Annotated in this window: 14 protein-coding genes; 9 read left to right on the top strand and 5 right to left on the bottom strand. The window is 61.1% G+C overall.

All coding sequences use genetic code 11. From position 1 onward, the window contains the following. Positions 1 to 49: 49 nt before the first annotated feature. From DDD63_RS00185 to pknB, 6 genes are all read left to right on the top strand, one after another. The gene (locus tag DDD63_RS00185; protein ID WP_108714673.1) at positions 50 to 748 is read left to right on the top strand and encodes a DUF3662 and FHA domain-containing protein; all 699 of its coding nucleotides are present in this window, start codon (positions 50 to 52) and stop codon (positions 746 to 748) included. Then, positions 745 to 1,221: an FHA domain-containing protein gene (locus DDD63_RS00180; RefSeq protein WP_108714672.1), complete on the top strand. Its 477-nt coding sequence runs from the start codon at positions 745 to 747 to the stop codon at positions 1,219 to 1,221. The genes DDD63_RS00185 and DDD63_RS00180 overlap by 4 nt, the downstream gene beginning before the upstream one ends. After that, entirely contained in the window at positions 1,218 to 2,558 is a 1,341-nt protein-coding gene (locus DDD63_RS00175; RefSeq protein WP_108714671.1) for a protein phosphatase 2C domain-containing protein, read from the top strand. Before DDD63_RS00180 ends, DDD63_RS00175 begins: the two co-directional genes overlap by 4 nt. Further along, positions 2,555 to 3,994 (top strand): FtsW/RodA/SpoVE family cell cycle protein, encoded by a 1,440-nt coding sequence (locus DDD63_RS00170; RefSeq protein ID WP_108714670.1) that lies wholly within the window; start codon positions 2,555 to 2,557, stop codon positions 3,992 to 3,994. Before DDD63_RS00175 ends, DDD63_RS00170 begins: the two co-directional genes overlap by 4 nt. A 7-nt stretch (positions 3,995 to 4,001) precedes the next feature. Beyond that, a complete protein-coding gene (locus DDD63_RS00165) occupies positions 4,002 to 5,465 on the top strand; it encodes a penicillin-binding protein 2 (RefSeq protein WP_108714669.1) in 1,464 nt (487 codons plus the stop codon). Between the two features lie 71 nt (positions 5,466 to 5,536). After that, the gene (gene pknB, locus DDD63_RS00160) at positions 5,537 to 7,378 is read left to right on the top strand and encodes a Stk1 family PASTA domain-containing Ser/Thr kinase (RefSeq protein ID WP_108714668.1); all 1,842 of its coding nucleotides are present in this window, start codon (positions 5,537 to 5,539) and stop codon (positions 7,376 to 7,378) included. Between the two features lie 87 nt (positions 7,379 to 7,465). On the opposite strand, the gene DDD63_RS00155 is transcribed toward pknB, so the two are convergent. The 3 genes from DDD63_RS00155 to DDD63_RS00150 form a co-directional block, all read right to left on the bottom strand. Further along, positions 7,466 to 8,092: an aminodeoxychorismate/anthranilate synthase component II gene (locus DDD63_RS00155; RefSeq protein ID WP_108714667.1), complete on the bottom strand. Its 627-nt coding sequence runs from the start codon at positions 8,090 to 8,092 to the stop codon at positions 7,466 to 7,468. Beyond that, positions 8,093 to 8,251, bottom strand: a complete 159-nt coding sequence (locus DDD63_RS12105) for a hypothetical protein (RefSeq protein ID WP_164505376.1) — start codon at positions 8,249 to 8,251, stop codon at positions 8,093 to 8,095. A 96-nt stretch (positions 8,252 to 8,347) separates the two neighbouring features. Then, the gene (locus DDD63_RS00150; RefSeq protein ID WP_240611295.1) at positions 8,348 to 9,424 is read right to left on the bottom strand and encodes a class E sortase; all 1,077 of its coding nucleotides are present in this window, start codon (positions 9,422 to 9,424) and stop codon (positions 8,348 to 8,350) included. A 414-nt stretch (positions 9,425 to 9,838) separates the two neighbouring features. On the opposite strand from DDD63_RS00150, the gene DDD63_RS00145 reads away from it, so the two are divergent. Continuing rightward, positions 9,839 to 10,228: a cell division protein CrgA gene (locus DDD63_RS00145; protein WP_108714666.1), complete on the top strand. Its 390-nt coding sequence runs from the start codon at positions 9,839 to 9,841 to the stop codon at positions 10,226 to 10,228. Between the two features lie 824 nt (positions 10,229 to 11,052). Here the strand turns inward: DDD63_RS00145 and DDD63_RS00140 are convergent. Both DDD63_RS00140 and DDD63_RS00135 read right to left on the bottom strand, forming a co-directional pair. After that, entirely contained in the window at positions 11,053 to 11,745 is a 693-nt protein-coding gene (locus DDD63_RS00140; RefSeq protein WP_240611294.1) for a rhomboid family intramembrane serine protease, read from the bottom strand. A gap of 121 nt (positions 11,746 to 11,866) precedes the next feature. After that, positions 11,867 to 12,388, bottom strand: a complete 522-nt coding sequence (locus tag DDD63_RS00135) for a peptidylprolyl isomerase (protein WP_108714664.1) — start codon at positions 12,386 to 12,388, stop codon at positions 11,867 to 11,869. A 322-nt stretch (positions 12,389 to 12,710) separates the two neighbouring features. Between DDD63_RS00135 and DDD63_RS00130 the strand changes: the two genes are divergently transcribed. Continuing rightward, on the top strand, positions 12,711 to 13,424 hold the full coding sequence (locus DDD63_RS00130) for a hypothetical protein (protein ID WP_108714663.1): 714 nt from the start codon (positions 12,711 to 12,713) through the stop codon (positions 13,422 to 13,424). A 142-nt stretch (positions 13,425 to 13,566) separates the two neighbouring features. After that, entirely contained in the window at positions 13,567 to 14,589 is a 1,023-nt protein-coding gene (locus tag DDD63_RS00125; RefSeq protein WP_240611293.1) for an acryloyl-CoA reductase, read from the top strand. Positions 14,590 to 14,668: the final 79 nt, after the last annotated feature.

The raw sequence follows: 14,668 nt of genomic DNA, 5'->3' as shown, positions 1-14,668 counted from the left end.
CGAACGGCGCACCGTGATCACTACAGGTGCGAGGTGCAGGAGGTAAAGCGTGGGTGCTTTCGATAAGTTCGAGAAGGGCGTCGAGAACGCCGTGGCCAACGCCTTTTCGCGTGCCTTCCACTCGGAGCTCAAGCCGGTGGAGATCACATCGGCCCTGAAGAAGGCCATGGATAAGAATGCGGCCGTTATGAGCCGTCAACGCACCATCAGCCCCAACGACTTCACAATCGCACTATCCGCCGCCGACTTCAGAAACGTTGACGATTGGGGGCAAGACGCCTTCGCCGAGGAACTCATCCGCTCCGCCACCGAGTACGCCACCGACCAGGGCTACACCTTCCTCGGACCCATCTTGATCCGCTTTGAAGAGGACGCCTCTTTGAAATCCGGCAACCTCCATATCACTTCGTCCACGAAACGCGGCGCCGTGGCACCGGCAACCTCCAATGCAGCTTCTACCGAGCACCCCATCATCGAAATCGGCTCGGAACGTTACCTCCTCACCGGCGATGTCACGGTGATCGGACGTGGTTCCGATTGCGACATCACTATTGATGACTCGGGCATCTCACGCCGTCACCTGGAACTACGCGTGACGCCAGGCGGTGTTATCGCCACCGATCTCGGATCGACCAACGGAAGTTTCGTCGAAGGGCACCGTATTTCCGCCGCCACCTTGGTGGATGGCAATACAATCACGGTTGGACGAACACATATCATGTTCTGGACCAGCCCGGAGGACGAATGAGCACCCTAGTCCTAACCCTGCTGCGCTTCGGTTTCCTCGCTCTGCTGTGGTTGTTTGTATTCGCCGTGGTAATCACGGTGCGCAAGGACGTTTACGGCAGCCAAGTGCGTGACCGACGGCGTCGCGTCCCGCGCCGTGACTCCGTGCCAGCCCCCACTCCCCAACCTCAAAAGTCAACTCCCCGCGCCCCGACCTTGGCTGTGACAGGCGGACCATTGGCCGGCACGACTCTGCCACTTGGGCAGGCATCCATCGTCGTGGGACGCTCACCCGACAGTGCACTCGTACTGGACGACACCTATTCGTCGTCGCGCCATGCCCGGATCTACCACAACGACGGTCAATGGTGGATCGAAGACCTCGACTCGACGAATGGCACTTTCGTCTCCGGCAAACGCATTAGTACCCCAACGCCGCTACCGCCGGGCGCGTCGATCGTTATCGGTAAGACCACGATGGAGTTACGCCGATGAGTGTGCAGCTTCGTTTCGCCGCATTCTCCGATGTGGGCCTTATCCGCAGCAGTAATCAAGACGGCGGTTATGCGTCGCCAAACCTACTTGTATTAGCCGACGGGATGGGCGGTGCCGCCGCCGGAGACGTTGCCTCCTCGGTCACCGTTGGCTACCTCGCCGCACTCGACGACGACGTCCACGGCGCCGATGATCTACTCCCGCTGCTCCGCGAGGCAGTCAATTCCGCTCATGAGGACCTCATGCAGCGCTCGGAGGACGACCCGGAACTGGCCGGATTGGGCACCACCTGTATTGCACTGCTGCGCTCGGGCAATAAACTCGCCATGGTCCACATCGGAGACTCACGGGCCTACCTGCAGCGCAACGAGAAGCTGACGCAGGTCACGCATGATCACACCCTCGTCCAATTCCTCGTTGATCGCGGCCAACTCACTCCGGAGGAGGCTGAGCACCATCCCAAGCGCAATGTGATTATGCGCGCGCTCGGCGATACACCCGGCGACGTCGAGTTGGACGAATCGGTACGCGAAGCGATTCCCGGAGACCGCTGGCTACTCTGCTCGGACGGCCTGTTCGGCGTCGTCTCCCATGAAACCATCGAACACACCCTGCGGAACTACCATGACCTGGCGTCTTGCGGCGAGCATCTCATTGAACTGGCCCTGGCCGCCGGAGCTCCGGACAATGTGACCGTTGTCCTCGGTGACATCGTTGACGACGAGAAGGCGGGACCAGCACAGAGCCAAGAGCCCATCATCGTGGGCTCCGCCGCCGTTGATCACCATCGTCCTACGCGTGGTGGAAATTCGGCGGCTGCCCGCGCCAATGTGCTTTCCTCCCCACCACGCACGGCCGATGAGGAAACAGACACGGAGCCGCTTGACGAAGAAGAGCACCACCGCTCGCGCATCCCGGCACGCATCGCCGCTCTGCTCGCGGTGCTTGTTCTGATCGGTGGCGCCCTCTTCGGCGGCTACCGCTGGACGCAAACCCAGTACTACGTCTCCAGCGACGCCGGATACGTGACGATCTTCCGGGGAATCCCGCAGACCCTCGGTCCAATGGCACTCTCCTCGGTCGTTGAACGCAGCGATATCCGCGTGGCAGATCTACAACAGGTGGCACGGGAGAGACTGCGCACACCCATCACGCGTAGCTCACTGGCCGAGGCGCGCGAGATCGTTGACAACCTGGAAAGCCAGCTGGCACCCTCGTCCCAGCCGAGTTCCTCCGCGTCGCCGTCGCCCTCCGCGTCGCCGTCGCCCGACCAGCAATTCACATGGGAGTCGTGGGGTATTGATCCCTCTCGACTCTTCGGGCGGGATGAGCCATGAGCGTCGTAACACAAACCCAGGCTCGTAAGGGGCGTATCCCCGAGCTGCTGCTACTCACACTTGCTCTGGCAATCGGCTTCATCGCCTACTATCTGGTGCATATCGGCACCGGCGGTACGGGGCTGCCAAGCAATATGACTGCGATGACGGTCCTCGCCGTTGTGATTGCAATCGGTGCCCATCTGATGATCCGGCATGTCGCTCCCTATGCCGATCCTGTCCTCTTCCCCTGTGCCCTCGCCTTGAATGGCGTCGGTCTAGCCATGATTTACCGGATCGATGTAGCCTCCGAATCCAACGATGTGCGCAACCAATTGATCTTAAGTGCCGTCGGCATGGTGTTCATGGTTGGAACCGTTGTGGTTTTGCGCGACCACCGGCTGCTACGCCGATTCACCTGGACCTCCTTAATCCTCGGCGTCGTTCTGCTTCTCCTGCCTCTTGCTCCCGGTATCGGAATTGGTTTCCAGGGCGCGCGCATCTGGATCCGCGTAGCCGGTTTCTCCTTCCAGCCCGCCGAAGTGGCGAAGATCTGCTTCGCCGTCTTCTTCGCCAGCTACCTCGTATCCGAGCGCGACAATCTTTCGCTGGCCGGCCCGAAGGTCCTCGGCCTGCATCTACCAAAAGCCCGGCACATGGTGCCCCTGCTGCTCGCCTGGCTGCTCTCCATGGGCACTCTGGCAGCCGAGAAGGACTTCGGTACGGCAATCCTGTTCTTCGGCCTATTCGTCGCCATGCTCTATGCGGCAACGGAACGGGTCTCCTGGATTATCATCGGTGCTCTCCTCACGGCAGGGGGCGTGGCGGCCCTGGTGGAAGCGATGCCGCATATTCAGGCACGTTTCACCATCTGGCTACACGCTCTGGACGCCGACGTATACGACGCCCAGTACGGCTCTTACCAGCTGGTCCAGGGCCTCTTTGGCATGGCCTCGGGGGGACTGTTCGGAACCGGGCTGGGCGAGGGATATCCGACTAAGTCGTATGCCGCCAACTCGGACTTCATCATGGCATCGCTGGGCGAGGAGATTGGGCTGGTCGGCATGCTCGCCTTGCTGTCGATCTACCTCCTGCTGGTTATGCGCGGCCTACGTACGGCTATCTTCCTGCGCGACGGTTTCGGCAAACTGCTCGCCACCGGACTTTCCTTCACCATTGCCATTCAGTGCTTCATCGTGGTCGGCGGTGTCACACGAGTCATCCCTTTGACCGGATTGGCCATGCCGTTCCTTGCGCACGGTGGTTCGGCACTGCTCGCCAACTGGATTATTATTGGCTTGCTTCTTAGAATTTCCGACGCCGCTCGGCGGCCGGCTGCTGCCGACCCGCTACCTCCGCAGGAGATTCTTGAGCAGATCCCGAATACGAACAGGATGCCGACTCGTCCGAATCACCCGAGGACGAACCATCCGACTCACAGGAGACCCAGGTGGTGAACATCCGATGAACCGTCCGATTCGTCATCTCGCTACCCTTGCCACTGCGATGTTCGTGTGCCTGATGGTTGCGGCAACCTACATTCAGTTCTTCCAGGCTCCCCGGCTGAATGCGGACTCCCGTAATTCGCGGACACTGTACCGCGAATACGGCACAGATCGCGGTCCGATTATTGTGGATGGCGAAGCAATTGCATCGTCCTCACCGGTCGATGACCCCTACCAGTATCAGCGCGTCTATTCACAAGCCAGCAACTACTCGAATGTCACCGGCTACTTCTCAACCTCCTTCAATTCGATGACCGGCATCGAAAGAGCCGAGAACTCTGTTCTCGGCGGCTCGGACTCGTCGCTGCTGACCCAGCGTTTGGAAGAGCTTGTTACCGGCAAGCAGCCGCAGGGCGGCGGTGTGGAACTCACCATCAGTTCCAAGGCGCAGGAGGCCGCGATCAACGCCATGGACGGCCAGAAGGGCGCCGTCGTTGCCCTCGATCCAAAAACCGGCGCTATCCTCGCGCAAGTGTCCATCCCCACTTATGATGCGAATTCCCTGGCAACACACGATAAAACAGCCGCCAGCGAGGCATGGGACGCTCTTTCCAACGACCCGAATAAACCTCTGGTGGACCGCACAATCGGTGGTGATCAGTACGCGCCCGGCTCCACATTCAAGATGTTGACCGCCACCGCGATGCTGGAGAAGAATCCTGACATGACGCCGGACACCTTGGTGGAAGCACCAACCAGTTACACCCCTCCGGGTACCTCCCACAGCATTGAGAATCCCGGTGAGGCCGTGTGCGGCGATGGTTCCGGCCGGGTCACGCTGCGGCAGGCCTTCGTGCAGTCCTGCAACACCGCCTTTGCGATCGGTGGCGTCGAAGTAGGAGCGGAAGATATGATGGCGCAGGCCGAACTCTTCGGCTTCGGCGATACGATTCAGACCCCGCTGCGAGTATCCGCCTCTCGCTTCCCGGAGCCCGAATCAACAGCTGCGCTGGCCATGGATTCCTTTGGCCAGCAAGACATCCGGGTCACACCCATGCAGATGGCTATGATCGGGGCGGCAATCGCGAACGACGGCGTGCTGATGAAGCCCTATCTGGTACAGCGGACCCTGACGGCAGATCTGGAAACGCTGAGTACAAGCAAACCGCAGGTGTATTCACAGCCCATGAGCGAGCAAACTGCGGAATATATGACCGAGATGATGGTCGATGACGTCAACTCCGGCACGGGTTATCGGGCCGCGATTGACGGCATTGAGGTGGCAGGTAAGACGGGCACTGCCGAGATCAGCTCGTCCACACCCCCACACACCTGGTTCGTTGCATTCGCACCGGCGGACGATCCACAGATCGTGGTTGCGGTTGTTGTGGAAAATGCCGGCAACGCCGGTTGGAGTGGCGACGGCGGGTCGGTGTCCGCACCAATCGCCAAACAAGTCATCGAGGCGTATCTCAACCAATGAGTGAGGCGGAGTGAAGCGGTATGACCAACGATTTACGGCAGAATATGGCCAAGAAGGAGGGGTGACGCGACATGCCTGATATTCCCCGCGTCCTCGGTAAACGCTATGAAGTGGGCGACCTCATCGGTAGAGGTGGCATGGCTCAGGTACATCTGGGCTATGACACACGCCTGTCGCGTACGGTTGCCATTAAGGTGCTGCGTACCGACTTGGCGCAGGATCCGATGTTCCTGGCCCGGTTCCGCCGTGAGGCACAGTCTGCTGCGGCACTGAACCACCCGTCGATTGTGGCCGTGTATGACACCGGCGAAGAGCAGGTTTCCACCGAGACGGGTAAAGCGATCTCCTTGCCCTACATTGTCATGGAGTACGTCAAAGGGCGCACCGTCGCGGCTTTGCTGGCGGATGGCGACCCGGTGCCGATCGGTGAGGCAGTGCAGATTGTGGTAGGCGTGCTCTCCGCCTTGGAGTACTCACATCACGAAGGTATCATTCACCGGGACATTAAGCCGGGCAACGTGATGATCACGCCGGATGCCAAGGTGAAGGTGATGGATTTCGGGATCGCCCGGGCCATTGCGGACTCTGCTGCCACCATGACGCAGACGAATTCGGTGGTGGGCACCGCACAGTATCTTTCGCCTGAACAAGCCCGCGGCGAAGTGGTGGATGCACGCTCCGATCTGTACTCCACCGGTTGCCTGCTCTACGAACTGCTGACTGGAAAGCCCCCGTTCTCCGGCGACTCCGCCGTGGCGGTTGCCTACCAGCATGTGTCGGAGACACCGAGGCCGACATCCCAGGTAGCACCCGACATTCCGGATGCCATTGATCGGGTTGTAATGAAATCCCTGGCGAAGCAGCGCGACGCGCGGTATCAAAGTGCGGCGGAGTTCCGTAACGATCTGCTCTCCGCTGCGCGGGGTGAGGGCGTTGACGCGCCCTCCGTGACTTCGTGGAATATGGCACCGGTGGCGGTGTTCCCGCCCACACAGGTGGCGCAGGCGGCTCCCACCACGGTGGATACCGCAACCCAAGCCGCTGCGGCCACCACCTACGCCCCGGCGCAGACCGGTACGCAGGAAGCTGTTGACGAGGAGAAGGAAAAGACCCGCCGGAAGAACCGTGCCATGATTTGGGGCGGCATCGCTTTGTTGGTGATCGCCTTGGTGGCGATCCTCTGGGCCGTTCTCTCCGGTCGCGATCCCGAGCCCACGCCGACGACGACCACGACGGCCACAGTTAGTCAGGTGGAGGTTCCCCGACTCACAGGCATGACTGAAAGGGAAGTCGAGAAGGCGTTGGAGGCAGCTGGTCTTGAGTTCCGTAAGGGCAACGATGTCGCTTCCGACACGGTCGAGGAAGGATTATTCGTCAGTTCTTCCCCGAGTCCCGGCGAGAGCGTTGATCCCGGCACTACCGTGACCGTGCATTTCTCCTCCGGCTCCTCCGCAGTGGAAGTGCCAGATTTGAGCGGGATGACGACGGAACAGGCGGCAAACCGTTTGCAGGAGTACGGTCTGACACTCGGCGGAACCACAACCGTTGATGACCCGAGCCAGTCCAAGGATCGTATCGTTTCACAGACCCCTAACGCGGGTGCGTCGGCCCAGCGTGGCGACTCGGTAACGGTGACTGTCGCCTCCGGAAATGTGATTGTGCCAACTTTGGTTGGCTTGTCAGAAAGTGACGCGACCGCAGCGTTGAATGCCTTGAATCTTAACGTGAATACACGCTCAGAGAAGGTCAGTGACTCCTCGCAGGACGGTAGGGTCATCAGTGCCAGCGCCAACGAGGGGGACACGGTTAGCCAGGGCAGCTCGGTGACCATTACCGTCGGGCAATACACCGAACCGTCTACCGAACCTGCGCCATCGGAGCCAACGGAGGAGCCAACATCCTCTGACGGGTAATGCGGTCGGCACTGAAAGCTCTTATCAGGTTCACGGCAGCCCGGTACGTCACTGATGTGCCGGGCTGCGGCGCATCCCCGGCAGCACTCAGTGCTCCCGCACCAGAGGCTTCTTTCCCTCCGCGAGCGCCAGCGCGTTGGTTGATCCACACAATGTCAACCAGTTGGCGAGCATGCGATGGCCACCCACCGTCATCACTGACTCCGGGTGGAACTGCACCCCCCACAGTGGAAGCTCCGTGTGCTCGAAAGCCATCACCACTCCGTCCGTCGTCGTCGCCGTAATACGCAGACAATCTGGGATGGTCTCCGGCACGACGGCCAAGGAGTGATAACGAGTAACACGCAGCGGGCTCTCCAGACCCGCGAAGACGCCCGTCCCATCATGGACTATTTCGGACGTCTTTCCGTGCATGAGCTCCGGGGCGTGGGCGACGGTCGCTCCGAATGCCTCGCCGAGGCCCTGTTGCCCCAGGCATACGCCAAGCATGGGTTTGTGCAGTCGTGCGCATTCGCGGATCACATCCGGCGCTTTGCCGGCGTCGGCCGGTGTTCCCGGGCCGGGAGACACCAGCACGCCGTCGGCGTCGGCAACGCTTGCGAGGTCGACGACGTCGTTGCGTACCACCGTTGTCTGCGCCCCGAGAAGCCGCAGGTAGTCGACGATGGTGTAGACGAAGCTGTCGTAGTTGTCGATAACGAGGATGTCAGTCATTCAGCCCACCGTATTGTCGAGATCGGGTAGGAAGGTATCAGCAGCCCACGGATACACCCAGGTGAACAGGGCCACCACAATTGCGGCGACGATGATAATGGCCTCCAGAGCCTTCAACCATCGCGGGCCAGGTAGATGCCGCCATATCGCTGCATACATTGTGATCCTTTCTCCGTGCCGCGAGTGTTGTTGTTCGGCCTGGCACTTGGTACTTCGCATCCTGCCCAAGCCGTTAACATCCACCGGGCCAGATATCTACTTCGCTAGCTCCTCGGGAATGCCGTCATCGCGTGCCACCCAATGATCATATTTCGCGTGGATGACCCACCGCTTGTCCGACACAAAGGGTGGATGGCAGGTGGTGATTGTCAGGTGGCGCTCGGTTGCCTCCGCCTCCAGATCGCCGGGAACCGGTGCGACTACCTCACCTTGCGAGGGCTCAACGATATACGAGTCGGTGACCTTGTAGATGAGGTATGCGTCCTCCGTTTCGACGATGATCGCGTCGTCAACCTGGAGCTGATCCACGTCGCGCATGGGTGCGCCGTACGTCTGGCGGTGAGCGGCAGTGGCGAAGTTACCGATCTCCCCCGGGTAGGCGGTGTCGGGATAGTGCCCGAATGCTCCCGTATCCAACACGGTTTTCAGGCCGACTCCCTCTCGGATCGTGTCGACGTTATCCACTCCAAAACGCGGAATGCGCATTAGTCCGATCAGCGCGCCCTCATCGGTTGGATGCGGAACTGCGGGTGGATCGTCATAGCGCGGGGTACCAATTTTGACCGGCGCTTCTCCCCAGTCGTCCTGGATCTCCTCGATGGCGGCGGCCTGCTCCTGCTTGGCAACCACGTCTGTCCACCACAACTGCCACACGACAAATAGTCCGACGACGATGCCGACGGTGATCAGCAGTTCACCAAGAACGCCCAGCGCGCACCAGAATAGGGAGCGCTTCTTCCTGGTCGAACGCTGCCGCGTTGGAGCGTGCATAGCTACGGTCTCCGGGAAATCAGCAGATGCGACGTCTTCGGAATACAGCGTCTCGTCGTCGCCGAAAAAGGCAGCCAGACCACCTGTGGATTCGCCGCTCGCGGGTTCAACGCCCGCGGGTTCAACGTCCGCGGGTTCAACGCCCGTGGCCGCGGCGCTTGCGGGTTGGAGGCTTGCGGGTTCGCTCTCCGTCGCCCGCGACCAGCTCTCGTCAACTGCGGGCGAGCCTGTCGAGTCAGACGACAACGCGCCTCCCCGGTCGGACTTCTGACTGTGGCGTCCCATGAATGCACCCCTTTCGACGATAGCTACTAGACTAACGTCTTCCTTGATAGGCGGCATCCCGCCAGCATGTCGTCCCATCTATCCGGGGCCCAGGCATGGCTTGGCTGGGGGTAGACGCGGAATCGGTACCACACCGCCGAACCACTACCACGCCGCCGAATCACTCTCACATGGAATTGCTACCACGCGCGGCGGTTATCGCCCCGGCGCCCCCGCTTGCGGCAGGTCTGCCGACGGGCCAGGCAGCAGCTCGCTACGGTCCAGAGTAATCTGGCCGGTCCCGCTTGCTGCACCAGAGCGAGCCGAAAGGAGGTCGAGTCGCCTTCCTGGCGTATCCGCCTCGGCCGGAGAGCCTCCCGGATAGTCCCCGGGAGCAGCGCAGACGCCTGAACAGGCGATGTTGTGGACCCGCACGCCCGAGAAAGTCGCTACTCTAGTGCTGGCAACATTTACCGAAACAAGAGGATGAGGATGCCCGAGTCTGCAGAGCGCGAAAAGTCGACTGAGCGCGAGAAGTCTACGCGTAGAGCCAAGGAGACCCGCGAGAAGAAGGGCACGTCCAGCGCTTCAAGCTCGAAGAAACCAGCTCCCAAGGGAACCAAGAGGGGAATCGAGCAGCAAGAAGAGCGGCGGCGCCGCGCGTCTTCCCGCAAAAAGGTGAAGCCGACCGAAAGGCATTCGCCACGTTGGTGGGCTCCGCTGATGGTGACGTTGATGGTTCTCGGCCTGCTGGTTGTCGTGGTCGCCTACGTTTCTGGTGGTGGCCTGCCCGTTTCTGCCTGGTCAGGATCGAACAATAACCTCTTCCTCGGCTTTGGCGTCATGCTTGTCGGCTTCCTTATGACAATGGGCTGGCGGTAGCTTTCACCTGGTCGACGGCGCAACCTCCCGACGAGGCTCGCGGGAAGCGCTTCACACGATGCTCTGCGATGGAGGTTCCCGGTAGCCGAGAGGTAGGCGGAAACACGTGGACATCGGAGCGGCTCACGAACCTGCTCGAGCGGTCGGTGCCATGACTTCGGGTGGGCCGGGCGGTAGATGGTAGATCAAGTGGCCTGCGCGATGGCATCGGGTGGCCCGTGCAATAGCCGCGGGTGTCCTGTGAAATTAATCAGCTGGCCTGCCCAATGGCTTCGGATAGCCGCACAATGAGACCACATTACCGCTCTAATACCCCGGGCAGTGCGCTGCGCACGATCCACAGCTGTGCACACAACTGTGGAAAATTACATGGGTGTTATTCGCCGTGTACGGCGGCGTCACTCCACATGGCTCGGCATCTGCCGAGCCATTTCATCTGTGCAACGCGTGCCGGGACTATGCAGGTTGGGGTCGATGCAAGTCCGGCTCCATACGGGTTGGGAGTTCCGCAGGTTGGGATCGACGTCGGTGAGTGGCGCGGCAAATGGCACGTAAAGGCCAGGATCTACGCGCATCGGGGTCTGGCAGCGGCGCGGGGGTCGGTTGCCACTGCCGGGGGCCAGGATCCACGCGCGCCGGGATCTGGCAGGACGGGAGTGCCGCGCGCCGGGATCTGCGCAAGACGGGGTCCATAAGCGATTATGAGCACGGCCCGAACATGCCCGTGCTCAGCTCTTGCGGCGTCGAAACACTTCACAGACCGGGTAGCCGTGGTACTTCCACACCTGCTTTTTCACCGCCGATTCGCCTCAAGTGGAAACACTTCACAAGCCGTGGTACTTCCACACCACGAGAACCAGTAATACCAGCGCTGTACCCACAATAACCGCCACGTCACGCACGCTGCGCTTCCGGCGTGTCCAATCCCGTCGATGCGGCAGCATTAGCGCCATCATTGCGGCACCGGTAATGATTCCTCCGAGATGCGACTGCCACGAAATGTTCATACCAGGCATGAAGGTAAGGACCAGATTCAGACCAATGGTCACCAAGATCATCGTGGTGTCCACGCCGAAATGGCGGTACAGCACGAACAGAGCGCCGAACACACCGAACACCGCTCCCGAGGCGCCAACCGTTGCGGTTATCCAACTCTGCCCAAGCGGATCGGCTGCCAACAAAACGGTCACATTACCCGCCACCGCAGACAGAAGATAAATCGCCAGAAAACAGAGCCGCCCAATAGCCGGTTCCAGCGCTGACCCGATGAGCCACAGCGCGTACATATTGAGAAGAAGGTGCCAAGGGCCGGCATGCAGAAATGCGGAGGTCAGGAAACGCCACGGCTCGGCGTCGCCGACAAGCGGAGCGAAAACCATCCACCCGCCGATCTGCGAATGAACTCGTTCCACCAGGGCAACCAATACACACGCAATTACAAGGGTGATCGTAACCCACGGCTTATGCGGACCCAGGCCGAAAAAGCGTGATAGCCAGGACGGCTGCTGAGGGGGCACGCTCGCGCTCCTTTGGCGCGGGACACCAGAGGAGTACGAGCTGTACCCGCCAGCAGCGCTATGCCTGAGATCTCCAGATTCCTCCGCGAATCTGCCGCCGTCCTGACTCATGAGCTTGAGTCTACTCCGTAACCGTCACGGATTCGATCACAACGGCATCCAGTGGACGATCCGCCGCGCCGGTAGCGACCTGCGCGATCTGATCGACAACTCCCTGCGACTGCTCGTCATTGACCTTGCCGAAAATCGTGTGCTTGCCCTGCAGCCAGGGAGTTGGTGCAACCGTGATGAAGAACTGCGACCCGTTGGTTCCTTTTCCCATCCGAGTACCAGCATTGGCCATCGCAAGAATGTAGGGCTCGTTGAAATTGAGCTCCGGGTGGATTTCGTCATCGAAGGTATAGCCGGGGCCTCCCGTCCCCACGCCCAGCGGATCGCCACCCTGAATCATGAACCCGGCAATCACGCGGTGGAAAATAACCCCGTCGTACAGCGGATCGGTAGTCTTCTCGCCGGTGGCGGGATGTGTCCACTCCCGCTTGCCGGTGGCGAGCTCGGTAAAATTGGCCACCGTCTTCGGCGCATGATTCGGATATAGTTCGACGACGATGTCGCCGTAGTTCGTATGCAGAGTTGCTTCCATGAGATACATTTTCCCACAGTGGAGGCGATGGCGCGCGGGTACCGCTGTCAGCGAATGTTAAGAAAGGCGCCGGGCACGGGCGTTCGGCCGGACGAGCAACTCCGCAAAATGTGGAGCCTGAACGAAGCGCCACACATGCAGATATCACTCGGTTAGCAATGGACGGGTACAGCTGTCAGCGAAGCGAAGCCCCGCAGAAGGCTGACATTAGTCGTGCACTGGGCGAGAATAGGGGGAAGAATAGAACACAGTGGCTCCGTCGGGCCATGGCGGTATAGCGATGGCCGACCGAGGAGGCATACCGAGGTCCAAGGAGATTGTCATGTCCATCCAACGAAAAGAAACCGCCGAGTACACCCGAAAGCTGGCCGAGGACTTGGCCGAGCAAGCCATTGTGGCTGGTAAGCAGGCATCGGCTTTTGCCGCCCAGATGGCAAGCCAGGCACAGGACCTAGCCGTCCAAGGAAAGGAGTGGGCGGCTCCCCGCGTCGAAGACGCCGCCACCCGGTTACGGCCCGTCGTCGAGGATGCACGTGACCGCGCCGCTATCGCCAAAGAGAAGGTTGTGACCGAGTACATCCCGAAAGCAAAGCGCGTGGCAAAGGCCGCCGCCGACGCAGCACGGGAATCGGAAGGTGATCTCCGCACACGCGCCCTCGCCGTCCAGACATCAGCCACGAAAGCCCTGACCGACCCCACGCCGAAGAAGAAGCGGCGGGGCAGCAAGCTGTTGTGTGCCTGCGCAATTCTCACCGGAGCGGCTGGTGCCGTGTACCTGCTGTGGAAGCGGTCGCAGCCGGTAGAGGACCCATGGGCAGAGGCGTACTGGCAGGACCCCGAGGATACGTCGGCCGGAACGCAGGAAGCAGCGGCGGCGTCGGAAACACCCGCCACTGCTCCATCACCAGCGGATGCCGCCGAGACCCTGGCAGAAGCCGTGGAAGAGGCCGCTGCGCAGGCGGAGGAAGCGGCCGCGGATGCCCCAGAAAAGGCAAGCAAGGGCCCCAAGCATAGTGCCGATTCGGCAGGCGAATAGAGTCGGCAGGCGAATAGAAATAGAGTCCTGATCCAGTGTGGCCCCGCGCGTCGGCCTGGGGCCACACTGCGCGCTGCGAGTGCTCTTACGCCAAAAGATCACGACACTGTTGCACCGGGCCTTTACATGCGACCATTGATGCATGGATATTCCACAGAGCATGCGTGCCTACCAATTGCACGAGACGGACGACGGCGTCCGCGGTCATTTCATCAACGCCACTCCTGAAGATCTTGGGGAGGGCGACGTCCTCGTCCGAACCACCTATTCCTCCGTGAACTACAAGGACGGTCTGGCGGGGACAGGCAAAGCAACTATTGCCCGAACTCTGCCGTTAATCGGAGGGTGCGACGGCACCGGCGTCGTCGTACATGCCGGTGAATCGGGAATGGCTGCGGGGCAACGGGTCGCCATGATCGGCGCCTCGCTATCCGAGCGGCATGCGGGCGGGTATTGCGAATACATGCGGGTGCCCAACAGTTGGGTTGATCCTCTTCCTGATCACCTGGGCACCTGGGAGGCCGCCGTTTTCGCCACGGCCGGGGTCACGGCCGCCGCCGCCATTTTGCGCCTGGAGGCTGTCGGTATCACACCGTCCTCCGGCCCCGTGGTCGTCACCGGTGCTAGCGGCGGTGCCGGCACTCTCGGAGTGGCCATGCTTGCGCAGCGCGGCTATGAGGTTACCGCGGTGACCGGGAAGCCGGAGGCGGCGCAGTTACTTACCGAGCTTGGTGCGGCCGAGATTCAGCCGCGCCCAGATCTGAGCGGGAAACCCCGTGCGCTGGAGCACGGCCACTGGGCCGCGGCTGTTGATAACGTCGGCGGTGACACACTCGCCTGGCTGATACGCACGATGCAGCCCGGCGGGGCCATTGCCTCCTACGGAAACGCGGGAGGGAACGCCCTGCACACCACCGTGCTGCCGTTCATTCTGCGTGGAATCAGCCTACTCGGCGTCAATGTGACGGCCTTGCCCTTCGATCTGCGTCACCGTATTTGGGCAGAGTTGGCGGGCAAACTTCCTCTTGAAACCTTCCGCAAAATCGGGCACACCGTTGACTTCGACGATCTGCCTGCGGCACACGAGCGCATTGTCACCGAAGGAGTGATCGGACGTACCGTCGTGCATATCTCCGACGCCGATGGCGCCCCGCGCGATAGGTAGCTGTACGATCGAGCTGCGAATGGCGCGGTCCCGGCTGGGCGGTGACCCAGCGGTGGCCGCCCGAGCTGCAGACCCTTAG

It is taken from the genome of Actinobaculum sp. 313 (genome assembly GCF_003073475.1).
Classification (GTDB): Bacteria; Actinomycetota; Actinomycetes; order Actinomycetales; family Actinomycetaceae; genus Asp313.
The sequence above is the reverse complement of the archived record's forward strand: the minus strand, read 5'-3'. Positions and strand labels throughout refer to the sequence as shown.

What these genes read in the sequence shown, in the direction of transcription:
- DDD63_RS00165 (WP_108714669.1), top strand. Translation starts at nt 4,002, where the DNA reads ATGAACCGTCCGATTCGTCATCTCGCTACCCTTGCCACTGCGATGTTC.
- DDD63_RS00170 (WP_108714670.1), top strand. Translation starts at nt 2,555, where the DNA reads ATGAGCGTCGTAACACAAACCCAGGCTCGTAAGGGGCGTATCCCCGAG.
- DDD63_RS00155 (WP_108714667.1), bottom strand. Translation starts at nt 8,092, where the DNA reads ATGACTGACATCCTCGTTATCGACAACTACGACAGCTTCGTCTACACC.
- pknB (WP_108714668.1), top strand. Translation starts at nt 5,537, where the DNA reads ATGCCTGATATTCCCCGCGTCCTCGGTAAACGCTATGAAGTGGGCGAC.
- DDD63_RS00150 (WP_240611295.1), bottom strand. Translation starts at nt 9,424, where the DNA reads ATGCCGCCTATCAAGGAAGACGTTAGTCTAGTAGCTATCGTCGAAAGG.
- DDD63_RS00135 (WP_108714664.1), bottom strand. Translation starts at nt 12,388, where the DNA reads ATGGAAGCAACTCTGCATACGAACTACGGCGACATCGTCGTCGAACTA.
- DDD63_RS00145 (WP_108714666.1), top strand. Translation starts at nt 9,839, where the DNA reads ATGCCCGAGTCTGCAGAGCGCGAAAAGTCGACTGAGCGCGAGAAGTCT.
- DDD63_RS12105 (WP_164505376.1), bottom strand. Translation starts at nt 8,251, where the DNA reads ATGTATGCAGCGATATGGCGGCATCTACCTGGCCCGCGATGGTTGAAG.
- DDD63_RS00180 (WP_108714672.1), top strand. Translation starts at nt 745, where the DNA reads ATGAGCACCCTAGTCCTAACCCTGCTGCGCTTCGGTTTCCTCGCTCTG.
- DDD63_RS00125 (WP_240611293.1), top strand. Translation starts at nt 13,567, where the DNA reads ATGGATATTCCACAGAGCATGCGTGCCTACCAATTGCACGAGACGGAC.
- DDD63_RS00175 (WP_108714671.1), top strand. Translation starts at nt 1,218, where the DNA reads ATGAGTGTGCAGCTTCGTTTCGCCGCATTCTCCGATGTGGGCCTTATC.
- DDD63_RS00130 (WP_108714663.1), top strand. Translation starts at nt 12,711, where the DNA reads ATGTCCATCCAACGAAAAGAAACCGCCGAGTACACCCGAAAGCTGGCC.